The sequence below is a fragment of the Flavobacterium succinicans LMG 10402 genome (genome assembly GCF_000611675.1).
Lineage (GTDB): Bacteria > Bacteroidota > Bacteroidia > Flavobacteriales > Flavobacteriaceae > Flavobacterium > Flavobacterium succinicans.
In genome coordinates this window covers 179,766-202,533 of the sequence record NZ_JATV01000008.1, presented here as the reverse complement: position 1 = coordinate 202,533, position 22,768 = coordinate 179,766, and the positions used below count along the sequence as shown (strand labels likewise).

Sequence of the window (22,768 nt, the reverse complement as noted above, 5' to 3'; positions counted from 1 at the left end):
TTTTGTATTAAGTACTATGAATTAAGTAGTAAGATAACCGATAACTACTTCAAAAGCCGTATACAACGCTTTAGACTCTCCCGATATTCTGGAACAAGCACACCAAAAGTAGCTTTAATTTTACTTTTATCCAATAAAGAATATTTTGGTCGTGCAGCAGGGGTAGGATAAGCTGAAGAAGGAATACCGCTAACAGTACAATCAAAGCCCCCGATTTCTTGGATAGCCAGAGCAAATTCATACCAACTGATTTCACCTTCATTGGAAAAATGATAGATCCCTGCCTCCCAGTTAGAATGGGTAATAATGGTTAGTATCGCTTGAGCCAAGTCGGCGGCATAAGTTGGACTTCCGATTTGATCGTTGACTACATTCAAACTATCGCGTTCTTGCATCAAACGCGACATCGTTTTGACAAAATTGGCACCAAAACTAGAATATACCCAAGAGGTTCTGATAATAATAGCTGCTGGATTGGCGTCCATGCACGCTTTTTCTCCCGATAACTTGGTTTGACCATATACATTTATTGGTCCAGTAGGAGCAGATTCCGTTAATGGAGTAGCTGCCGTTCCGTCAAATACATAATCTGTTGAAATATGGATCAACTTACAATCGTTCACCGCACTCCATTGCGCCATAACTGCAACCGCTTGATGATTCAATACATCCGACAATTCAAATTCCGACTCTGCCTTATCAACAGCCGTATGCGCCGCACAATTGATAATATAATCTGGTTTGATGCTAGATAATCGCCCCTCTAGATGGTCTAGATCACACAAATCCAATTCTTGGTAATCGGTAAAAATCCAATCATATTGAGCATATGTTTTTGACAAAACACCTAACTCAGATCCCAACTGCCCATTGCCTCCTGTAATTAATATTTTTTTCATATATTTTTTTTAGTACTTAGTGGTTAGTCCTTAGTAATTAGTTAAAAGTAATCCTTGCATAGGGACAAATCCTCCATTCGTGGCCATACCCTCCAACAACTCTTTGCGCCCTTGCGCCTTAGCGGTTCAACCACCCACAAACTTTTCAAAACAATTTGCGACCCGAGCGATAGCGAACAGACGAAGTAATTTGCGGTAATCCACCCACCATCTTTAAAAAAACATTCGGCCTTCATCACCATCCCTTCAAACAACTCTTTGCGTCATTGCGGTTAAACTACCCTCCATCTTTTCAAAAACAATTCGTGCCTTCGTAGCCATCCTTACCCACCCTCTTTTCAAAAAAATCCGCGACCATCCGCTACATCCGTCTCCATCCGCGTCCCATTCCACAAACTTTTCAAAAACAATTCGCCCATTCGTGGCCATCACCTCAAACAACTCTTTGCGCCCTTGCGTCTTTGCGGTTCAATCACGCACAAACTTTTCAAAAAACATTCGTGCATTCGTGGCCTTTCTCAACCGCAATGATCAACACTTTTCCCTAAAACTGACTATTACAAGTAGCAAAATCAGGCAAAATCAAATCCTTATCCGACACAATAGCTTCCTTCAAATCCATGCCCCAATCAATATTGAGTGTAAGATCATCAAAACGAATCCCTCCTTCACTGGCTTTGTTATAAAACTGATCACATTTGTACAAAAAAAAAAATGTTGCCCATAAGTAGGAGAATCTCTTCTCAGATCAACAGCCACATCCATAATCTCACCATGCAAGACACGCACCAACTTGGTTTGTGCAAAAGGTGGATTTTGGTAATGCAAGCCTCTCAAGGTCCCCTTTTGAGAAAACGATTGGTTATCTTGCACAAAATCAATGGTAATACCAAGGGTATTCATTTTGTTTTTATTGTAGCCTTCAAAAAAATACCCGCGACTGTCTTCAAAAACATCGGGGGTTAGCACTACTAAATCTTTGATAAATGTTGCTTCTAAATTCATGCCGCAAATTTATATTTTTATTTAAGAAATGAAAGAGGTTAATGGTTAAATAATATAAAGTTTATGGTTATTTGTTCGTGGTTCAAAAACAATTCGTGCATTCATGGCCATCCCTCCAAACAACTCTTTGCGCCCTTGCGTCATCGCGGTTCAACTACCCACCACCTTTTCAAAAAAGCATTCTTGCATTCGTGGCCACCCCTTCGAACAACCCTTTGCGTCCTTGCGTCTTCGCGGTTCAACTACCCACCATCTTTTCAAAAAACAATTTGCGCATTTGCGGTAATTCCCTCACCATCTTTACAAAAAAAACATTCGTGCATTCGTGGCCATCTTATCAAACAACTCTTTGCGTCCTTGCGTCTTAGCGGTTCAACTACCAACCATCTTTTCAAAAAAGCATTCGTACATTCGTGGCCATCCTTTCAAACAACTCTTTGCGTCCTTGCGTCTTCGCGGTTCAACTACCCACCATCTTTTCAAAAACAATTCGTGCCTTCGTAGCCATCCTTACCCACCCTCTTTTCAAAAAAATCTGCGACCATCCGCTACATCCGTCTCCATCCGCGTCCCATTCCACAAACTTTTCAAAAACAATTCGCCCATTCGTGGCCATCACCTCAAACAACTCTTTGCGCCCTTGCGTCTTTGCGGTTCAATCACGCACAAACTTTTCAAAAAATCGCGGTTCAACTACCCACCATCTTTTCAAAAAAGCATTCGTGCATTCGTGGCCACCCCTTCAAACAACTCTTTGCGTCCTTGCGTCTTAGCGGTTCAACACCAACCATCTTTTCAAAAAAGCATTCGTGCATTCGTGGCCATCCTTTCAAACAACGCTTTGCGGCCTTGCATCTTCGCTGTTTCACTTAACCCATAGTAAAATTCATGCCCTTTTGTGTTCAAAAATGACAACAATAGAAAACCGAAAAATAATTTTCAATATCTTGCAATAAAAAAAATATGGCAAGAATAATCGCTCCTTTTCAAATTGAAGGCACCCTCCATGACACCAACTTTTATGTAGATCAGGACAACATCAATCGGGCTCGGGAGAAAGCAACATCTTCCATGACCTCCGAAAAATATTGGACACTACCAATTTATCACAACGTACGCATGCAGAGTGTCGAATTTGGACAAAGTGTCGTCATTGCCAAAACATTCCAAAGAATAGTATACCTGTTCAACAAAAACGCCAAAGATGGTAGTTTTGCAGGGCGATCCAACAAACTCCTTTTTGAAATTCTAAAAGAAGATCTTCATCGAAAACGCGGGGAACGATTGGTAACCGAAGGCATCAAATCCAAGTATGGTCAAGAACTGCTTCTAGGTTTTGAAAGCAACAAATTGCGTCCCCTCCCTAAAGTACTGGCACCTAAAAAATGGGAAATCAAAGACCATAGCTTTTGTTTTCCGGGGTGTGTGATGGAAACCGACATCGATTGGCCTTCAGACGCTACACATGTGACTTTCAATTTGGCCATCGCCAATTGGAACATCGCCACAAATCACTTTACCACACACTATGGTGAAGCGCAATTCTTCTCGAAAACCACTATCCCACAAGACATCACCATAACCGTCACTCCTCCTTCAGAGGAAGACCTCCACCTCACTTTTTTGTTTATTGGATTCTCGAAACAACAAGGTAGCAAACACCTCCCATTACACCGCAAACACAACACAGCCACCTTGGTTCACTATCACTATTTTCCAGAACATCACCAGGAATCTACCTTAGCCCCAGAAGAAACCCTAACCCTAAATTTAAAACCCCCATTTACATTTTCCTAACTCCAACAAAAAAACCTTTCAGAGTCTAAAACTCAGAAAGGGTTTAAAAAAATTCGTGCGCTCTGATCCATTCATCAGCTTAACAATGGAATAGGATTTAGCCCACTCACTATAAAATTATCGCATTTGTGGACATCCTCAACGCATTGCGTCCATCGCGTAATCCTTTGTGAACTTCGCGGTTAAACCATGAACAACAAACCATAAACAACAAACAACCTTCTCGCCTTAGCGTCCTCGCAGTTAACCCTTAAACCACAAACAACAACCACCCTTTGCGCCCCTTGCGTAACCCCTTGCGAACTTCGCGGTTAAATCTAAAACAACAAACCATAAACAACAAACAAAAAACCCTTTTAGAGTCCAAAACTCAAAAAGGGTTCTTCTGAAACGAATGCAATATACTTTTCCTAATGAAAAGCAACCAATCTTTCAATCTTTCAATCTTTCAATTTATCTTCAATCTCCCACATCTCCATGGGAAACCGCACATCATCCTCATGCGTTCGGTCCAAAGGCAAGGTCGAAAAAGAAATTAATTTAGAGCCCGGTTCTAAGGACTCAATAGCATTGGCATAGCCTTCAGGAATATGAAGCACATTGCTTTCAGTAGCTCGGAGTACCACACTTTCTACTTTTAAATCTTTTGAAGGTGATGCCCAATCATCTACCTTTACATAATGCACCCGAATCCCACCTTGTACACAATAAAAAAACTTGTTATCAATTTTGTGTCCTTGCCAAGCGCGTAAGGGGTGTTCTTCCGAATTACTAATGATGTAAAACCGAACAATATCCTCAAAGACCATTCCATTCACAAACGAAATTTGTCCTCTGTGATCGGTATGGATGCCTCCTTCGATTAGTCGAGGTATTTTCTTTGTCATTTCCATTTGTAGTTTCATTTTTTTATTTCTAACTCCTACTAATAACGAACACACCACTCAACCTTCTAACTCACTACATTTACTTATTTTGAAGTCGTTGAATCTTTGATTTCAATAGGGGAGTAGTACACAACGTCATTAAGTTAAGGATTAAATCATAAAATGATTGCTGATTTTTGATTAACGATTTCTGATTACTGATGTGTAAGATGCTTAAAATCACATAATTTTACTCACTTGCTCTAAAATCTAAAATCAAGAATCGTTAATCTTCAATCTAAGATCTCTTAACTCAATGACATTGGAGTAGTACCCTAAAATGAGTCTTTTTTTGCGTTTAGTTTAGAACTTTTTTATTGAAATTTATCCTAGCGCACTTTGCGAACCTTGCGGTTAAACTTTTGAATTTATAATTTTTTAATTGTAATTTCTTGTTATCGCATCCATTAACGGCTGAAGTAAAACCAAAAAAAATCCCCTGATCACTTTCCAACTGATCACTGAATACTCCCTTAGCGAACCTTGCGTAATCCTTTGCGAACTTCGCGGTTAAACACCAATTAAACTTTTAAACAACATTAAACCATAAACCACAAAAAACAATCACCCTTTGCGAACTTCCCGGTTCAAACTTAAACTTTAAACAATTTTAAACAATGAACAATAAACTATAAACAATAAACTATAAACACCCTTCGCTACCCTTGCGTAATCCTTTGCGAACTTCGCGGTTAAACACAGATTAAACTTTTAAACCTTAAACTTTTAAACCTTAAACTTTTAAACAACCTCAAACAATTAACCGATTAACCGACTAAACTTTTTTTAGTTGCCCAATACCTTATCCCCAAATACACCCCAGTCATCACCCCTAACACCAACACAAAAACACCCATAGTCATGAGTTGTTTTTCGATTAAAAATACGGTTAGCAAATTAATCCCTAACTGCACCAAAGCATACCCAATAGCTACTCCCACATGAGGCAATCTCTTTTCATTGGCCAGATACTGATACAAATGCGAACGGTGCGCTTCTAAAATATTCTCTTTTTTGCGTAAGCGATTCACTATGGTCAGTACCGCATCGATACCATACACAGCAAAGAAAAGCAAATAGCCTATTTGTTGCGTGGAAAGGATCAATTTGACCATATAATAGCCCAAAAACAAAGCCATCGCTACACTCCCTACGTCCCCTGCAAAAGTTTTAGCGCGTTTTCTCAAATTAAAAAAGGCAAACACCAAACAAGCTATAGCCATTAGCTCAAGCATGGGGATATCAGCAGCTAATGTTGGCAAGTAGCGAAAAGAGACCAAACTTACTAATGCATATAACACCGTAATCCCATTGATCCCATCCATAAAATTGAAAGCATTCGTCCAACCAATAACCAGTACCCCAACTACAGGCAATAGCCACCACCCGAAGGAGAGGAGCTGCAAATCATACAACACCAAACCAATCGCCAACAGATGCGCAAGCAAACGTGGTAACTGCGACAACGGACGTATATCATCCACAAAACTCACGACAGCCACTAGTAGCACAGCCAAGGCCAAAGCCCAACTCACATACCCCATCCCAAAACCAAGCAGCACCGCTATAGGAAACAAAATCCCACCCCCGCGCAAGGTAATCTGCGTATGCGATGAGCGCAAATTAGGCTTATCGATAATATTGAACCGATCCGCAATCTTAAAATAAAAAAGTTCTACTAGAAGCAGAACGGTACAGAATACTAAATATATCATTTTTTTTAAATAGATTTTAGTTTATAATTGCTACTCGTCAGTTCGAGTGTTTTCTATGCCCAGCGATAGCAAGGGTATAGAAAATGTATAGAGAACGACGCTGCTACCAAATGTTCTCGATACCTCTCTGTCAGTTCGAGTGTTTTCTATGCCCTGCGATAGCAAGGGTATTGAAAATGTATCGAGAACGACTTTGTACCCAAACGTTCTCGATACAATTTTATGAAAAAGCTAACCGCATTTTCCTAAAATCACTCGAACTGACGCTTATGCTTTTAAGATCGTCTGGCTTTCCCCTAAAGCCTGCCCCGAGTTTTTATCGAGGGGTCAGTTCGAGTAGATTGGAAATACGAGAACTTTTCAAATCATATCGAGAACTTTTTCTTGGCCAGATTTACCAAGGCTTCAAAATCACCATTAATTAATGCCTCTTTTTTGGCTCTGGACCATTTTTTTATCTGTTTTTCTTTTTCAATTGCTACAGTAATATCTGTAAACTCACAATAAAAAACAAGTTCAAGTGGTCTTCTGTTAGCAGTGTAGCAATCTGGATAATAAGCTGTGTTATGCCTAAATACCCTTTGAGTCAAATTACTGGTAACGCCAGTATAATAACTACCATCCGCGCATTTTAGAATATAAACATAAGACAGTTTCATGAGATTATTTATAAAACAGTTTCTATAAACAACTAACTCCTTCGACACCTCCTAGCGTCAGTTCGAGTAGATTGGAAATGCGATAGCTTTTCAAATCATATCGAGAACCCTTTCTGAAACCGAACATCCTCGATACCTCTCTGTCAGTTCGAGTGTTTTCTATGCCCTGCGATAGCAAGGGTATTGAAAATGTATCGAGAACCTTTTACAACCGAAACCCCATAACTGACAACTCAAAACTCAAAACTCACAACTCATAACCGACAACTACAAATACTCCTCTCCAAAAGTACGAACCATCTCACCAGCCACTCCTTTGATTTCTTGTTCGCAACTTTTAGGATAGATCAACAACACTTTTTCATCATCAACAATAATATAATCCTCCAGTCCTTTAATGACAGCGGCTTTCCCTTTAGGCAAATGAATAATGCAATTGGACGTCCCTTCTACATGCAAATGATCGATACTCTTAGTGTTGTTTAGTGCGTCTTTGGGTAACACCTCGTGCAAAGAAGCCCAAGTACCCAAATCACTCCAACCGATATCGGCAGGAATCGTAAAGACATTTGTCGCTTTTTCCAAAATAGCGTAATCGATAGAAATGTTAGGGCTTTTAGGATAATGCTCCTCAATAAACCCCACCTCATCAGGCGTATTATAAAACGGCTTCCCTTGTTCAAATAAGTTAGCTATCTCTGGCGCATGGGTTTGAAACGCTTGTTGGATACTTTGGGCGCTCCAAATAAAAATCCCAGCATTCCACAGATAGTCCCCGCTGGCCAAATACTCCTTGGCTTTTTCAAGCACTGGTTTCTCCATAAAACGATTCACTGTATGTACACTTGCTACCGCTACCTGTTCAAAATGAATGTACCCATAGCCCGTATCGGGTCTTGTGGGACTGATGCCTAAAGTAAGCAAAGCGTCATTCTTGGAAGTATAATCCAACGCTTGTTTAATTTTATCCAAAAACGCTGCCTCCTTCAAAATCAAATGATCCGAAGGTGCTACGACGATATTCGCCTCTGGATTCTCTTGTAAAATCTTATACGTAGCATAAGCGATACAAGGCGCCGTATTATTGCGGCTGGGCTCTAAGAGAATATTACGTTCTGTGATCCCATCCAATTGCTCTAGCACCAAGCCTTTATAGTCTTGATTACTTAGTATATAAATATTTTCTTTTGGGCATATTTGTAAAAAACGGGCATAGGTCATTTGTAACAACGACTGCCCCGTTCCTAAAATATCAATAAATTGTTTCGGGAAGTGATTCCGACTCTTAGGCCAAAACCGACTGCCCACGCCGCCAGCCATAATCAGGACGTAGATGTTTTTTTGTATCATTAGTTATTGTACCAATCTAAAACTTTTCTAGGTCGCCATCCCAAGGCTCTTGCTTTACTATCATCAAAAGTCAGATCAGATGTGATTTTTTTAAGTTTGAGTGAATTAATCGGTCCTTTACTACCCAGTAAATCACCTACAAATCCAATAACCTTTGCTAACAATACTGGCAAATTGAAGGGAGGGATTTTTTTAATTTTCTTAGCTATTACACTACTCAATTCAAAAAAAGAAGGGTGATAACCATCTGTTAGATTATAAGTACCTCCAATACTAGCAATAACAGGAATGAAAGCAGCAACATCTTCTACTAAAACCATACTCTTTTTGGCTTTACCTCCACCAATATTAAAATAGTATCCTTTAGAAATCCCTTTAATCATGGCTCCTAAGTTTCCGGGAGGATTTACTCCTACAAGTAGCGGCAAACGCAAAACAGTGCAAACTACACTATGTTTTTCGCACCATTCCATTACCATTACTTCGGCTTCAATTTTACTCAAACCATAAGCCTCTTTAGCTGCTAAAGAAGAATCTTCCTTTATGTTCACACCTTGGTCTTTACCATACACCGAAACCGAACTAATAAAAACAAGCTGTTTAGGAACTCCTGACACCTCCAATCCCATTAATAAATTTTGGGTTCCTACAACATTGATATCATAAAACTCTTTTTTCTCTTCTTTTGTTTTAGGAATACTATGAGCTTTACCTGCTGCATGAATAACTAAATCAAATTTTTGATTAAAAACAGGGATATCTTCTTCTAAAGCGCATTGATAATCCCTACCACTTCTAGACAAACCATATATAGTGAAACTCCCAGATAAACAATCTAGTAGTGACTTTCCTAAAAAACCTGTAACGCCTGTTAATAAAACCATGTTAAAACTTGTTCAAAACTATATTTTTGGAAAATAATTGGCTACAAATTTCGACCGATTGTTTTCCTTTGTTTTGTATTATCGACAACTTATCTAATGTTAAAGAATTTAAAAATGCAATTATGCTATCCTCATCCCATTCAAATGACCATCCACAATTAAACTTTTTAATATAGCTATCAATTTCAGAATTCATATCGCCGATAAATAATATTGGTTTTCCTGCTGCCATAATATTGTATGTCTTTGAAGGTACTCCCAAACCTTTCATCCCTTGCTTCAAAGTCACTAATCCAATATCGCAGGCATTTAAAAATTGTAGCTGTTCATTTCTTGGTTTTGAGCCTAATAACAAGATATTTGAAATTTTATCATATTCAATCATTGCTTCTATCTCACTTTTTATGGCGCCATCACCTATAATGGTCAATACTAGATTTGGATTAGTAGCTTTTTTAAAAATAGTGATAAACTCAACGATTCCCTGTACCCTACCTATATTCCCTGCAAATCCAAGGACAATTTTATTTTCTAAATTTTGCCTTAGATAATCCGATCTATCGAATTTAGGCTCTGGATAAATCATATCATCAGCCCAATTTGGTATTACATCAATAACCTGATTTTTTTGGTTAGTTTTCGAAGCCATTAATTGCTTCATATCTTCTCCTAAAACTATTAGCCTATCGGCTTGACTAAAAGCTCTATTAAAAAAGAATGACAAAAATTTATATTTCAAACCGTCGCTTTTTATCATTCCTGCTGGAACCATATTCTCAGGATACACATCATGCACTAAAAATTCTAATTTAATTTTCTTTAAATTTCGCAATAATGCAGTTGTCAAAATCAAAAAAATAGGATTAGTCACTTGTATTACGCGATCCCCGTTTTTTATGTTCTTAAACATAAAAAAACTCATTTTAAGAGTTAACAAAGTAAGTTTTAAAAAGCGTTGGAACAAGTTATTTTTATCAAAATCAGGAAGTGAAACCCTATGGATTTTAATTTCGTTGTTCAATTCTATAGTTGCAGTATGATAACTTTTTTCATAGCCAACGGGTCCAGACAACACAGAAACCTCTTCATTTTTAGCAATTCTCTCTGCAATATCTGTTATTATCTGGGCGGTAGAAACCTCATCAGGATAAAACAATTCAGAAATAATCCAGACCATCCTTTTTTCTTTAAATCTCTTCACTCCAAACCACACGTTTCACATAGTCTGTATAACTCAAAATAATACGTACCATTTTCTCTGAAACATTAGGCATCGAATAATCGGCTACTTTTCTAAAATTACGTTCTACATCAATCGTTTGGGTTTGCACTTGCACTAAACCTTGTAAGATGCGCTCGGGACTCAAACCTACCATCATTACCGATGCTTCTTCCATCGCCTCAGGACGTTCGTGGGCTTGACGGATATTCAAGGCTCTAAAATTCAAAATAGAAGATTCTTCCGAGATGGTACCACTATCAGACAACACAGCGTAAGAACGCATTTGCAAGGCATTGTAATCGTGAAACCCAAGCGGTTTTAAGAATTGTATCTCAGGTCGAACGGCCACTTTCATTTTTTCAATCATATTACGGGTACGTGGATGCGTAGAAACGATAATAGGCATTTTATAAGTGTCCGCAATAGCATTCAAAGTCGTCATCAAGCCCATAAAGTTTTTCTCAGAATTGATGTTTTCTTCTCGATGTGCCGAAACTACAAAGAATTTTCTCTCTTGTAAGCCTAATTTCTCCAACACCTTCGACGCTTCAATTTGTGGCAAATAATGATGCAATACCTCAAACATAGGTGAACCCGTTTTAATGATTCTGTCGGCTGGCAGGCCTTCGCGCAACAAATATTCTCTAGCAATATCACTATACGTTAAATTCACATCTGAAACGTGATCCACAATCTTGCGATTGGTTTCTTCTGGCACCCTTTGGTCAAAACAACGATTCCCCGCTTCCATATGGAAAATAGGAATATGGCGTTTTTTAGCAGGAATTGCACACAAACAAGAGTTGGTATCCCCCAAAACCAAAAAGGCATCCGGTTGCACTTCCGCTAACAAAGGGTCAATTTTAATCAAAATATTCCCCACAGTCTCCGTAGCCGTTGCACCCGCAGCCTCTAAAAAATAATCCGGCTTGCGCAATCCCAAATCCTCAAAAAAGATTTGATTCAACTCATAATCATAATTTTGTCCTGTATGGACAATCACATGCTCTATGGCTTCAGAAGCATCTAAGGCAGATAATACTCTTGATAATCGTATAATTTCTGGTCGGGTACCTACGACCGTCATCACTTTTAGTTTTGATTTCATTTTATATTGTATTGAACGCGGATACAACTGATGTTACAGAGTATCGCGGAGTTTTAATTATTATAAATTTTTCTTTTAAATTGTGGTTTTTTTCCAAAGTTTAGAAGTAATCCTATTTCCATTTCTGTTGCTTTCAAATAGTTTATCAATTGAATTTCATGAGCTTCAATTAACATCTCCACCGCTTTTAGTTCTAAAATAATACAGTCTTCTACAACCATATCAGCAAAATAATCACCTACAACTTGATTATCATAATATACGGCAATTGGCACTTGTTTTTTAACTTGTAACCCGCTCTTTTTTAACTCAATCAGCAATGCATTTTCATAAACCTTTTCTAAAAAACCGTAACCCAATTCATTGTATACTTTGTAAAAAGCTTTAGTAATTTTTTCTGAGAGTTCTTTATGCAGCAACATATTTATCTAATTAATTCAAAAAATCAGTGATAATCCGTTAAATCAGTAACATTCGTGTTTCTTCATACATTCTCAAAATACGTATCCCCATCCTCCGGATCATAAAACTCATTGATCCAAAAATTAGTATACAATACCTCGTCTCCTATATTCTTGATGTTGTGGGTGTACCAAATTGGCATATCGACATAAGCCGGCTCCTCACCGTCCAAGTAAAAATCCAACACCTCATCCGTACCAATACGACGCAATTGAATCAAGGCTTTACCTTTAATAACTGCAAAACGTTCGATTTTTCGAGTGTGGTAGTGATTTCCTCTCGTGATACCTGGAACAGTAGTGGAGAAAGACACCTGACCTCCGACTCCCAATCGAATAATTTCTACGAAAGCCCCTCTAGGATCGGTATGCTGTACAAATTTTACTGGAAAATGATTCGGAATATCCATATAACAACGATACGTATTGAACAGATTCAATTCAAATTTGGAGTGTAAAGTTGGGATTTCTCCTTTGTCTTGGTACAAACTTTTATAACCTTGTAATAAAGCTAAAATTTCGGAAACCTTTGCAGTGGCCGTATGAGGTACCAAAACTTCATCTTGACCTTTGCCACTTCGGATAGCAGTTAGGAGTTCCTGTACCAATTCTGCTACATAAATCAATTTTAATTCACCATCAACTTCAATTGTTGGGGTCTCATTTCTGGCTATCTTATGAGAAAAAGTAGCCACTACTGAATTATAATTGGGATGACCAAACGGACCAAATACATTTGGAATGATAAATCCTGAAAAAGTACCCCCGTTATTTTTGGCCCAATCAGCTAATCTTCTCCTTGCTTCTTTTTTAGACTTCCCATACAAGTTATCTCTTTCCTCTTGAGTAGAAGAGGAAAAAAGCACATGGGCTTTACTTTTAGTAGCTTCCAATGCAGCAACCAATTGGGTTGCCAACCCTACATTGATATCATAAATCACTTGGGGATCCGAATGGCGATTCACCGCGGCTAAATGCACGATAACATCACATTGCGCCACGAACTGTTGTAATTGGGCAGCATCTCCAAAAAACGATTTTTGAAAATCCACTCGTTCAAACTCCTCTTGGAACAATCCTAACGTATTGTATAAATGTGTCCCAACAAAACCCGCCTGACCTGTAATTCCTATTTTAATCATACTAAAATTTTATTTTTTAAAATAAGTAATGTCATAACGATATTCATCTTGAATCTCGCCTAATAAATAATCAGACATCACTAATAATTTTGAAGCTTTTTCTTGTGATTGGATGCTGGAAACGTATCCAGGAGGCACGTGTAAAACATCCATTTTTTGAGCATCTAAATGAAAGTCAAACTGTTTGAGATTAGTTGAAGGAGTATCCCAATTGTCAATAGCAATAAGTACAATTTTAAAAGCACCTTGAACAACTGAAAACCAGCGTTGCTCAATTTTATGTCCCTGCCATCCACGAACAAATTCTGTATCTGTATTCTGAATATAATAAATTCACTTGACCCCTAGTGCATTAAAATCATTGTTAAAAACAACTGTCCTCTTTGATCACTATGTACATTCCCTTTTATTAAAACAGGCGTTATCTTAGTACTCATATATAATTTAAAATAGTACAATTAATCACTACTATCCATTTCCACTATTTTTTAAAAAAATAGCGCCCATCTGCGAAAGCTGCGTGCTTCTTAAAAAAATCAACCAAACTCCACTTTATCCGCCTCATCCGCGTTCCAAAACAAAAAAATCTGCGACAATCTGCGAAATCTGCGTGCTAACTTCACAGCTGCTACTTAGACCAACAACTGATCAATCTCCTCACCAAGCACTTCTTTTCGAATAAACGGTAAATTGCGTAGCAATTGCACCATCCCTTCAACATCCAATTGTTCGGTATTGTGAGAATGATAATCCTCTATTTTAGACATATCCACTTCCCCTTCTGTGAAATACTGATTGTAATTCAAATCTCTATTGTCGGCAGGTACACGGTAAAAATCCCCCATATCCTCGGCTTTCATCATTTCCTCTCGGGTACACAAAGTTTCGTATAACTTCTCTCCATGTCGCGTTCCAATAATTTTTACAGCAACTTCTGATTGACACAAACGCTTCAACGCTTCAGCCAAATCGCGTATGGTTCCAGCAGGCGCTTTATTCACGAACAAATCGCCAGGGTTCCCGTGTTCAAAAGCAAACAATACCAACTCTACCGCCTCATCAAGCGACATCAAAAAACGAGTCATGTTGGGATCGGTAATCGTCAAAGGCTGTCCTGCTTGAATCTGCTTCACAAATAGTGGAATCACCGACCCACGCGAAGCCATCACATTCCCATAACGAGTCAAACAAACCGTGGTTTGATTCGCATTTCGTGAGGCTGCCACGGCAACTTTTTCCATTAAGGCTTTGGAAATTCCCATTGCATTAATTGGATAAGCAGCTTTGTCGGTACTCAAACAAATCACTTTTTGTACCTTATGGGCTACTGCCGCATCAATCACGTTTTGTGTTCCTAACACATTGGTTTTGGTCGCCTCCATTGGAAAAAACTCACAGGAGGGTACTTGCTTTAAAGCAGCCGCATGGAAGACATAATCTACCCCACGCATAGCACGCTCTACACTAGCATAATCGCGTACATCCCCAATATAAAATTTTAATTTCTCATTCTTGAGTTGAATGCGCATGTCCTCTTGTTTTTTCTCATCTCGAGAAAAAATTCGGATTTCACTAAAGTGATCGGTGTGTAGAAATCGATGCAATACGGCATTCCCGAAAGAACCAGTACCACCAGTGATTAATAGTGTTTTTGACTCAATTCGTAGAAAATTACTCATATGATAATATTTAATATTATTGAATATTATTATTCAATAAGTTCTTTAAAGACATTAATTTTATTTTTATAGTAGAAGGTTTCCTTAAATTTAGCTCGACAATTGACAAAGAAAAAATCCTTTCTACTCAAAATATACTCTACTGCAACTTTAATTTCAAAGACATCATTGTTGTCGTCAATAAGTAATCCTGTTATTTTATTTTGCATAAACTCATTTTCATTCTTTTTTAGTATAATTACTGGAGTTCCAAACATAAATGCTTTTGGCAAAACACCGCTTTGCATTGATCTATTATATGCATTCCAAACTAAAACACTAGTTTCGAAAAAATTATTTATTTCACAATTACTCATTGCCCCCCCCTCTTGTACAAAAATTTTACCATTAGAAACAAATTGTTTGATTTTATCTTTTTCTATTTGAGGAATAATACTACTCGTAGCTATAAGAAATTGACAACCTGGAAACCAATCATAAGTCATTGCTTTTACAGCAAAATCAACAAATTTATCAAAAGCATGGTCTGCAGCAACCGTACCTATATATGAGATATACTTTTTATTCTCTTTCTTTATAAAATCATTCCCTTCATCATCAAATAGTAGAGGAATCATTGTATAATTATTATTTACCTTCTTATACTTCTTTTTATACAAGCCTAAAGAAGTTATAGAAGGCAATATTATATCATTAGAAAAAAAAACTATTACTATACTAACCAAATTAATCAAACAGATTTTAATTATTTTTAAAATTCCAAAACCTGATTTAGAATAACTTTTTATGGAATCAAAAGGTTCATGATAAACGTAAATAACTTTAGCTTTTAAAAAAAACCTAAGTTTAATGATTGCTAAAATATTATTTAAACTCGGAAACCAAAATACAGCTACCTTTAGATCCCCTTTATTAAAACTATTGAGATCATATATCTTATCATAACTATCATCTACATCCATCTTATCAAAAGAAGGATTTACAAATAAGTATGATTTATAATTCAAACTTTCAAATAGCTTATAATTAGCAATTAAATGAGAAAAATGACCAGGATTAAATTTTAAAGAAACAATTATTGCTTTCATTTTGACTCTATTTTATATACTAGTATTAGGTGACTTAAAGTAAACAACTGCTAAAACAATTCCAAAAGGTAACATGCCATTTGTAGAGAAGAGATATGGATTAATACTAGAATTTAAAAGGTATAATGTAAAAGATAAGTAAAGCCAATAATAACTAGAAATGCTTTTTAATTTCTTTAATAAAAAATACAACATAAAAATAAAAATTGTAAAAAAAAACACCCCATAAACTCTTAAAATTTCAATATATGTTAATTCAGTTTTACTTGCTTTATTCTCCATCAAAATCATAGTACGCAAAACTGATGACCATTCATGGGCATTATATCCTTGTCCAAATAAAAAAGTAAATGGATTTGAGAATATTTCAATATAGCCTGACAACAAAGAAATCTTTACTTCATTACTACCTTCTTTTGCTGAAAAAAATTCTTTAAACAAATTGAAAATCGTATCACTTAAAAAAAAAGTCATAATAAATATTAATATAAAACCAGGTAAATAATATATCTTCTTTACTAATGAAGTCTTAAGAAGAAAATAAATTGGAATTACTAAAATTGGCATTAACATATGAGCCCTAGTGCCTGAAAGAACCAGAGCAACTGAAGTAAAAAAGAACGAAATAAAGTTAAAAAAACTAATTTTTTTTACAATTTTATTAAGGTCATATACTAAAAGAAAAATAAGTAAAGGTGAGGCTAAAAAATAAATATAGGGAAATTGAATACCTGCATAATTTCTGAAACCAATTATTGCTATGTCTCTTTCTGTAAAAAAATTTAATACATCCGAATTTTGAGTTTGTAAAAAAGCTGAAAAAAATATTACAAACACTAACAATCTAAGTATTAATATCATTGTCCTCAATGCTGATTCTGTTATATCTTTACTCCAATATAAAAGTGAATATAAAATTAACAGCCCTGAGGCTAAATAAGATGTATCGATAAATTCTTCACCACGTGTATGAAGAAAATAAATCAGACAACCATATGTAGGCATGATAAAAGACAAAACCAAAATAAATGTACCACGCCAATAAACATCAACTAAACGAATTTTGATGAAGATTGGAATAAGTGTTACATTTAGCAAAAAAAAACCCATTGCTAAATATCTCAAACCAAATAAATTTCCTATTGGATCAAAAACAGCAGCAAACCATATAAAAAAAATAACAAATTTTGTAAAAATTTTCATGTCCTGAGGAAAACAAATTATTATGTAAATGCCGATAATTACATATTCAATAAATACTCAAAATTTGACTTAAAAGCTTATTTGTAATTCTAAAATAATATTTCTACCAATAAACAATCGACTAATAACTTCTTACCTCTAGACTAATTCTTGCTTTTAACCCAAAAAAACTAAAATCAAGACTCCACATTTCTTATATGATTTAAGGAAGATGCTGTAATAATACACATCTAGCTAGAATTATTAATCATTCATATTCAAGAAGCATTTTAACAAGACTTACGGCCTAATCGAAAAACATAAATGTGGTATATTTAAAAAAATGAAAAGCTTTAAGATGTAAAATCAAATAAATAATTGGATTTTATAAACACTAATATTTTTAGTATTAGGATCTAATAAATTAATATTTCCACAAGTCTCTATTTAATCTATAACTAGATAGATAAACCATCAGACGAGACAGGTTCATAAACTTGTTTGGTCCAACAATTCTTAATACTATTCGCATTAAAAAATAAATTAAATTCAATTTACCTTTATTGGAAGACACTGCACCAAATCCTTCTCTTTTATATATTGCATTATTAGTTTCAAATAGGAAATTCTTTTTGGCAAATTTAGCAACTATTCCATCAGAATCAAATGGGTCATGATCAACAGGTAGTTCTGCTAAAATACAAGCGTATGCTCTTCTTAACGTAGGTGATATATATTGGCCATTAGACATATAGTCATAAGCATATTTTACTGTGGCCATATTTGTATTTTTGGAATCTAGTGCATTACTATACCAGGTGCCTATTTCAAGTAAATCAGGTCTTCTAATATTTGTTTCATAACAAGATCTTTTATTTAAATATTCGGGGTCATTTTTATCAAAATTACTAAAATGGAAAAAAGTCAAAGGTACATCCTCATTAACTAAATAATTCCCATCTAAGTCCTTACTTAATTTACGTTCCCAGCTATTCCAAGCGGCAAAATTATATCCTAAATTGAAAGACACATACAAATCTTTAAAAAAACAAGGCGCAATAGTTACCCATTTTTGATCAGTAGAAAGCCCGAACTGACTATCCATGTAACATAAATCCAAACATCTTTGAGACCACCAATTCAAGAAATACAAACTCTCATCTGATCTCCTTACAGCATAAAAACCAAGATTAAATGAACCGAATCTTAACATTCCCGTATCACTTTCAGACAAATCATTAGATTGAGGCGTAGTATAATGAGGTGTCAATACAATTGAATGTTTATCTAAATCATCTAAAATGGGAGCTACAGTATTGAATAAACAGGTATCGGGATCTAAAAAAATAACTTTATCATACTTCTCTAATAGACTTATTGTAATGAATGGTTTTAAACAAGTACTAAATTCAATAATGTCATACTTAAATGCAAGTTGATTGAAATTTGGAATATCTAAATCTTCAATCCAAAACACTTCGATGCCAAATTGAGAAAAATCTGTATCGGTTTTCTTGTCGAAAAGAAAAACTTTAAGACGCTGATTCTGATACTTATTTACTGATTCTGATAATACAAGTGCTTTAGGCAGATAAGCCAAATTACAAACGGTAAAAATGGCAAATTCATTATTTAAATGGTCGTTTTTATCTAAATGATTCATTTGAAAAAATTAAGTATTCTTACTAAAAATTGAAAATATAAATATATACCTAATGATCGCAAAATTGCATAAGCAAACTTAGGGTTTACTGTTATAATTGAGGTGAAAAACAATCTTAAACTTGCAGTAGCAGTTCCTTTTACACGAGATAAATTATACTTTCTCATCATCCTCTTTTTTCCAAAGATGAGATATTCTGAATCTGCTTGTTCACTAACGTGATCAAATCCAGGAGTATTTGAACATTCACCAATTTTAAGATTATGATTATTCGAATTCAAACAAAATTCATAATCTACACAGTCAACAAAATAAGTCTGATTGTGCCAATTTATGTCTCTCAATCGTCTAAGATAAAACAAACTCCCACTGCTAATGGTTAATAAAACATCTTTTAACTTAAACTTATTTTGAAATTTGTTAGAATCTATATTCTTCGCATTGAACACAATTGAACTGTAAGTATCCTCTAAAGCTTTATTTTCCCTGTAGAAATCATCAATAAAATCTAAAGTAGAAATATTAAAAACTGTATCCTGATCAAAAAACAATAGAGCATCCGAACCCTCATAATAAGCTTGAGCACAAACACTTGAAATACCAAAACCTAAACCTACATTCTTACCCGCTGTAATATATTTACAGTTAATAAAACTACTAAAGCTTATATTAAAAGTTTGATCAGATGGGGAATTATCAAATATATAGCATTTAAAACCTGCACTGCTTGCTAACTTTATTCTATCGATTAAAGTTATTTCTGCTTTATATATTACAAATCCTAAAGCTATTTTTTTTTCAATACTAAACATAAGCCACTGTTGTAATTTTCATTTTAGCAAAAACAGATAACGCAATTAAATCCACAAACACCCTTAATACCCATACTATTGCTGCTCCAACTAATCCATAAAAATGTAATGCACCATATAATAATGGTATGTAGAATATGAACTCAGATAGGTGAATTATAGAAGTAATTTTAACATCTCCTGATGCTTGTATTGCTGTATGCGGTACTTGTGCCAAACTATTGAATAATAAACCAATTGCCAAAATAGAAGCAATAACCCAGGAATGCTCTGCAAAATTTTTGCCTAACCATATTGTTAATCCAAAATATGAACCGATTGCAATTCCAAAACTTATTAAACCCATTACTGCAAAAATTATAAAAAAACTTTTCTTATAAAGCCTATTAATTTGTTCAATATCGGTTTTATACAAATACGAGAATCTTGGAAACAAAACTCCTGTTAAAGCAGCTGGTATAATGAGTAATCTAACTATAAAATCGAATGGAACTGTGTAGTAAGCTACTAAACCAGCACCTAAAATATATGAAATTATAAACCTATCTGCTGTAACCATTAATGGGCTTATAATATTAGATAATGTCATCCAAGCTCCAAATGACAATAACTTTTTAATCTTATTCTTGTCTGCAAGACTTGTTGTCATTACATCATAAATAGACAACCTTTTATTTATTACATATAAATGTGCAAGCATAACAATAAACCTTGCTAGAACAAGACTTAACACCATATATTCCAAAGAATTATTTAAAAACATAACGGCTAAAGCTGGTAATCCAAAATTACATATGCCTAAAATTATACGTAGTACACTAGCTGCTTTAAAGTCTTCATATCCTTCTAAAATACCTTTCAATCCAGATGTAACAGTTGTAAGAGGAATACCAATAGCAGCTATCACTAAACATTTAGTAGTGTCCTTTTCCAATCCTTCACTTACATTTAACCATTGAGTACCTAATTCGTGAGCAGATATAGCCAATACTACTCCGCCAAAAACTCCTGTTGCCAACATAAAAAGTAATCCAGTTTTTAAGATGCTTGGCAATTCAGATTCTAAATTAAGCGAGATACTACTTGATACCTGATGCGTTAATGCTCTTCCAATTCCAAAATCAAAAATACTAAAATAACCTATTAATGACCAAACAAGAGTTAATATCCCAAATGCTTCAACATGAACTTGTTTAATTAAATAAGGAATTGTTATTAAACCCAAAATCATTGGAGCCACAGAGCCTATAAAACTCCAATAAGTATTTATTTTTAATGACATTTAAAATAATTTATTAATTTAAAATAATAATACTAATTTAGTATTTAATTCACACATTTCTCATGCAGATTTACTCTCGTTAAACTATTGCAAAGCTCAATTACTGCTTGTACGGGTCGTTTTTACTTTGGGAGTTCCAAAGTAGGATAGGTTTGCAGACCCACAATTAAATAATAGCATGTCGGTTTGCCTCTTCTAACATTTTAATGTGACCAGCGTGTAAGAGAACGTAGACACTGAAGGTGATTCCTATTTTCATTTTGTCGGTTGTCGGTTGTCGGTTGTCGGTTGTCGGTTGTCGGTTGTCGGTTAAAGTCTCGACCACGCTCGACTTTACATTTCAACGTTCAGATGTAGCATTTAATACTTGATCGTCCAGTTTCACTTCTCACTTCTTACTCATTATCTCTTTCATAAGTCGTTTTCCAATCAAAAATAGCACCGTCAAAAACACCGCCAAAAAACCTCCTAGCACCCAACCTTTGGCTTTGCCCAACTTTTCTTTTTTCAGCGGCAGAATCGGTTTATCAATTACCTGAATTAAAGGCGTTTCTTTTCTTAACGTCACTTTTGCCAACTCTGTTTGTTTGACCAACTCGGTCAGTATCGCAGTGTTAGCTTGTACATCTACTTGTCTACGAGCGGAAGGGGTTCTTCTCACATTCAAAGCAGGATTTAGATTGAAGGTATTGTCATTAGCTACTGCTACTCCTGTAATAGCACCATTCAATTCACCACGAATAGAATCGGTTTGACGGATTAAAATATCCATATTCATTTTCGCCTTTTTGCTTTTAGTAGCTACATAAAAATCAGAAACGGTTTTCGCTAGATTTTCACAAAACTGCTTGGCAAAAAGCTCGTTTTTATCGTTCACATCGATATTGATAATGGCGATTTTCTTGTCCTTTTGCGCCACCGATAAACTTGTTTTGGATAGTTTATCATACATTGCACCTAAAATACTATCGTGCACTCGAGTAAAATAGGTTCGCTTCACATTAGGTAAAAACTGAATTTTTTCTAATTTGGGTTTACCTTCCCATTTATCTCTCCATTCGTTATTTTGGACATACAATTCCGCCAAAGTAATCGGTTTACCGTCAGCATCAGGTACTGTACTCAACAAGGTCTTTTCCACCATCGCTCGGGATTTGAAAAGCTCAGTTAAGTTAGACCCCGAAAACATACTGCCTCCACCGCCACCAAGGTCTAATCCTAGGGAACTAGCCAAACCTAAGGCACCTCCCAATCCACCACTCTTCTCATCTTCTAAAGCGAAAGACAAAGTAGCGGTATATATCGGTTTTTTTATAAAAGAGTAGGTAAGCCCAAGTATACCTCCTATGATTCCTGCCAATACAATGATTTTCCATTGCGATAGCAAGTAACCGTACCACTCTTTTCCTTTTTCGAGTAATTCTTTTAACGAGATTTCGTCGTTGTGGTTATTGATATTTTCTTCCATAATGCCGTTGTATCGGTTTTGGGATTGTTTTTGGGGTGTTGTGAGTTTTGGGTTTTGGGTTTTGGGTTTTGGGTTTTGGGTTTTGGGTTTTGGGTTTTGGGTTTTGGGTTTTGGGTTTTGGGTTTTGGGTTGGAAGTCTGGTGACTTCTGATAGATGCCTTCTAAAACCTAATTTCTAACTTTCATTGTTTAAAGCGTCTCGACTGCGCTCGACGTGACAACTTTGTACAAATTTCAACCTTAACTCTCAACGATTAAACGATTAAACCTTTAAACAATTACCCTCTTCTAACTTCTAATTTCTGACATCTAATTTCTAACATCCATTTTCGACTCCCTTTAGGATCGGGGTAAAACGAAAACTGCTATACTATTACTTCTATTTTCTAACTTCTAATTTCTAACTTCTTATTTCTGCCTTCTGAA

19 protein-coding genes and 2 pseudogenes are annotated in these 22,768 nt (G+C 35.7%); 1 reads left to right on the top strand and 20 read right to left on the bottom strand.

Annotation, left to right across the window (positions count from 1 at the left end; translation table 11 throughout):
- Positions 1-44 precede the first annotated feature (44 nt).
- Together rfbD and AO58_RS17125 are read right to left on the bottom strand one after the other, a co-directional pair.
- A complete protein-coding gene (rfbD, locus tag AO58_RS0109945; RefSeq protein WP_024981568.1) occupies positions 45-899 on the bottom strand; it encodes a dTDP-4-dehydrorhamnose reductase in 855 nt (284 codons plus the stop codon).
- A gap of 544 nt (positions 900-1,443) precedes the next feature.
- Positions 1,444-1,904 (bottom strand): annotated as a pseudogene (locus AO58_RS17125) (dTDP-4-dehydrorhamnose 3,5-epimerase family protein).
- Between the two features lie 963 nt (positions 1,905-2,867).
- On the opposite strand from AO58_RS17125, the gene AO58_RS0109920 reads away from it, so the two are divergent.
- Complete coding sequence (locus AO58_RS0109920) at positions 2,868-3,701, top strand: hypothetical protein (protein ID WP_024981566.1); 834 nt, start codon at positions 2,868-2,870, stop codon at positions 3,699-3,701.
- A gap of 440 nt (positions 3,702-4,141) precedes the next feature.
- Here the strand turns inward: AO58_RS0109920 and AO58_RS0109915 are convergent, their stop codons facing one another.
- The 18 genes and pseudogenes from AO58_RS0109915 to AO58_RS0109835 form a co-directional block, all read right to left on the bottom strand.
- Positions 4,142-4,606: a cupin domain-containing protein gene (locus AO58_RS0109915; RefSeq protein WP_244530676.1), complete on the bottom strand. Its 465-nt coding sequence runs from the start codon at positions 4,604-4,606 to the stop codon at positions 4,142-4,144.
- 788 nt (positions 4,607-5,394) lie between these two features.
- A complete protein-coding gene (locus tag AO58_RS0109910; RefSeq protein WP_024981564.1) occupies positions 5,395-6,342 on the bottom strand; it encodes a UDP-GlcNAc--UDP-phosphate GlcNAc-1-phosphate transferase in 948 nt (315 codons plus the stop codon).
- Positions 6,343-6,707: 365 nt separating this feature from the next.
- On the bottom strand, positions 6,708-7,001 hold the full coding sequence (locus tag AO58_RS0109905; protein ID WP_024981563.1) for a GIY-YIG nuclease family protein: 294 nt from the start codon (positions 6,999-7,001) through the stop codon (positions 6,708-6,710).
- Positions 7,002-7,268: 267 nt separating this feature from the next.
- Positions 7,269-8,351, bottom strand: coding sequence for a mannose-1-phosphate guanylyltransferase (locus tag AO58_RS0109900; protein WP_035717585.1), 1,083 nt, complete (start codon positions 8,349-8,351; stop codon positions 7,269-7,271).
- A complete protein-coding gene (locus AO58_RS0109895; protein WP_024981561.1) occupies positions 8,351-9,235 on the bottom strand; it encodes an NAD-dependent epimerase/dehydratase family protein in 885 nt (294 codons plus the stop codon). Before AO58_RS0109895 ends, AO58_RS0109900 begins: the two co-directional genes overlap by 1 nt.
- A 1-nt stretch (position 9,236) precedes the next feature.
- Positions 9,237-10,412 (bottom strand): glycosyltransferase family 4 protein, encoded by a 1,176-nt coding sequence (locus tag AO58_RS0109890; protein ID WP_139225526.1) that lies wholly within the window; start codon positions 10,410-10,412, stop codon positions 9,237-9,239.
- Positions 10,413-10,422: 10 nt separating this feature from the next.
- A complete protein-coding gene (gene wecB, locus AO58_RS0109885; protein WP_024981559.1) occupies positions 10,423-11,565 on the bottom strand; it encodes a non-hydrolyzing UDP-N-acetylglucosamine 2-epimerase in 1,143 nt (380 codons plus the stop codon).
- A 53-nt stretch (positions 11,566-11,618) separates the two neighbouring features.
- Positions 11,619-11,987, bottom strand: a complete 369-nt coding sequence (locus tag AO58_RS0109880) for a GxxExxY protein (protein WP_139225525.1) — start codon at positions 11,985-11,987, stop codon at positions 11,619-11,621.
- Between the two features lie 62 nt (positions 11,988-12,049).
- Positions 12,050-13,168, bottom strand: coding sequence for a polysaccharide biosynthesis C-terminal domain-containing protein (locus AO58_RS0109875; protein ID WP_024981557.1), 1,119 nt, complete (start codon positions 13,166-13,168; stop codon positions 12,050-12,052).
- A 9-nt stretch (positions 13,169-13,177) separates the two neighbouring features.
- Positions 13,178-13,321, bottom strand: coding sequence for a hypothetical protein (locus AO58_RS18380; RefSeq protein ID WP_306372109.1), 144 nt, complete (start codon positions 13,319-13,321; stop codon positions 13,178-13,180).
- A gap of 479 nt (positions 13,322-13,800) precedes the next feature.
- The gene (locus AO58_RS0109865) at positions 13,801-14,847 is read right to left on the bottom strand and encodes a polysaccharide biosynthesis protein (protein ID WP_035717582.1); all 1,047 of its coding nucleotides are present in this window, start codon (positions 14,845-14,847) and stop codon (positions 13,801-13,803) included.
- 29 nt (positions 14,848-14,876) lie between these two features.
- Positions 14,877-15,935 (bottom strand): glycosyltransferase, encoded by a 1,059-nt coding sequence (locus tag AO58_RS0109860; protein ID WP_024981555.1) that lies wholly within the window; start codon positions 15,933-15,935, stop codon positions 14,877-14,879.
- A 12-nt stretch (positions 15,936-15,947) separates the two neighbouring features.
- On the bottom strand, positions 15,948-17,138 hold the full coding sequence (locus AO58_RS0109855; RefSeq protein ID WP_024981554.1) for an O-antigen polymerase: 1,191 nt from the start codon (positions 17,136-17,138) through the stop codon (positions 15,948-15,950).
- A 403-nt stretch (positions 17,139-17,541) separates the two neighbouring features.
- A complete protein-coding gene (locus tag AO58_RS0109850; RefSeq protein WP_024981553.1) occupies positions 17,542-18,780 on the bottom strand; it encodes a glycosyltransferase family protein in 1,239 nt (412 codons plus the stop codon).
- Positions 18,777-19,592 carry a glycosyltransferase family protein gene (locus tag AO58_RS0109845; protein WP_051536664.1) on the bottom strand — a complete coding sequence of 272 codons (816 nt, stop codon included), beginning with the start codon at positions 19,590-19,592 and terminating at the stop codon, positions 18,777-18,779. The genes AO58_RS0109850 and AO58_RS0109845 overlap by 4 nt, the downstream gene beginning before the upstream one ends.
- On the bottom strand, positions 19,585-20,874 hold the full coding sequence (locus tag AO58_RS0109840) for a flippase (protein ID WP_024981551.1): 1,290 nt from the start codon (positions 20,872-20,874) through the stop codon (positions 19,585-19,587). The genes AO58_RS0109845 and AO58_RS0109840 overlap by 8 nt, the downstream gene beginning before the upstream one ends.
- Before the next feature lie 125 nt (positions 20,875-20,999).
- Positions 21,000-21,133: pseudogene (locus tag AO58_RS18275) on the bottom strand (adenylyltransferase/cytidyltransferase family protein); the annotation flags it as partial.
- Positions 21,134-21,262: 129 nt separating this feature from the next.
- Positions 21,263-22,342 carry a Wzz/FepE/Etk N-terminal domain-containing protein gene (locus AO58_RS0109835; RefSeq protein WP_024981550.1) on the bottom strand — a complete coding sequence of 360 codons (1,080 nt, stop codon included), beginning with the start codon at positions 22,340-22,342 and terminating at the stop codon, positions 21,263-21,265.
- Between the last annotated feature and the right edge of the window lie 426 nt (positions 22,343-22,768).

What these genes read in the sequence shown, in the direction of transcription:
- rfbD (WP_024981568.1), bottom strand. Translation starts at nt 899, where the DNA reads ATGAAAAAAATATTAATTACAGGAGGCAATGGGCAGTTGGGATCTGAG.
- AO58_RS0109920 (WP_024981566.1), top strand. Translation starts at nt 2,868, where the DNA reads ATGGCAAGAATAATCGCTCCTTTTCAAATTGAAGGCACCCTCCATGAC.
- AO58_RS0109915 (WP_244530676.1), bottom strand. Translation starts at nt 4,606, where the DNA reads ATGAAACTACAAATGGAAATGACAAAGAAAATACCTCGACTAATCGAA.
- AO58_RS0109910 (WP_024981564.1), bottom strand. Translation starts at nt 6,342, where the DNA reads ATGATATATTTAGTATTCTGTACCGTTCTGCTTCTAGTAGAACTTTTT.
- AO58_RS0109905 (WP_024981563.1), bottom strand. Translation starts at nt 7,001, where the DNA reads ATGAAACTGTCTTATGTTTATATTCTAAAATGCGCGGATGGTAGTTAT.
- AO58_RS0109900 (WP_035717585.1), bottom strand. Translation starts at nt 8,351, where the DNA reads ATGATACAAAAAAACATCTACGTCCTGATTATGGCTGGCGGCGTGGGC.
- AO58_RS0109895 (WP_024981561.1), bottom strand. Translation starts at nt 9,235, where the DNA reads ATGGTTTTATTAACAGGCGTTACAGGTTTTTTAGGAAAGTCACTACTA.
- AO58_RS0109890 (WP_139225526.1), bottom strand. Translation starts at nt 10,412, where the DNA reads ATGGTCTGGATTATTTCTGAATTGTTTTATCCTGATGAGGTTTCTACC.
- wecB (WP_024981559.1), bottom strand. Translation starts at nt 11,565, where the DNA reads ATGAAATCAAAACTAAAAGTGATGACGGTCGTAGGTACCCGACCAGAA.
- AO58_RS0109880 (WP_139225525.1), bottom strand. Translation starts at nt 11,987, where the DNA reads ATGTTGCTGCATAAAGAACTCTCAGAAAAAATTACTAAAGCTTTTTAC.
- AO58_RS0109875 (WP_024981557.1), bottom strand. Translation starts at nt 13,168, where the DNA reads ATGATTAAAATAGGAATTACAGGTCAGGCGGGTTTTGTTGGGACACAT.
- AO58_RS18380 (WP_306372109.1), bottom strand. Translation starts at nt 13,321, where the DNA reads ATGGATGTTTTACACGTGCCTCCTGGATACGTTTCCAGCATCCAATCA.
- AO58_RS0109865 (WP_035717582.1), bottom strand. Translation starts at nt 14,847, where the DNA reads ATGAGTAATTTTCTACGAATTGAGTCAAAAACACTATTAATCACTGGT.
- AO58_RS0109860 (WP_024981555.1), bottom strand. Translation starts at nt 15,935, where the DNA reads ATGAAAGCAATAATTGTTTCTTTAAAATTTAATCCTGGTCATTTTTCT.
- AO58_RS0109855 (WP_024981554.1), bottom strand. Translation starts at nt 17,138, where the DNA reads ATGAAAATTTTTACAAAATTTGTTATTTTTTTTATATGGTTTGCTGCT.
- AO58_RS0109850 (WP_024981553.1), bottom strand. Translation starts at nt 18,780, where the DNA reads ATGAATCATTTAGATAAAAACGACCATTTAAATAATGAATTTGCCATT.
- AO58_RS0109845 (WP_051536664.1), bottom strand. Translation starts at nt 19,592, where the DNA reads ATGTTTAGTATTGAAAAAAAAATAGCTTTAGGATTTGTAATATATAAA.
- AO58_RS0109840 (WP_024981551.1), bottom strand. Translation starts at nt 20,874, where the DNA reads ATGTCATTAAAAATAAATACTTATTGGAGTTTTATAGGCTCTGTGGCT.
- AO58_RS0109835 (WP_024981550.1), bottom strand. Translation starts at nt 22,342, where the DNA reads ATGGAAGAAAATATCAATAACCACAACGACGAAATCTCGTTAAAAGAA.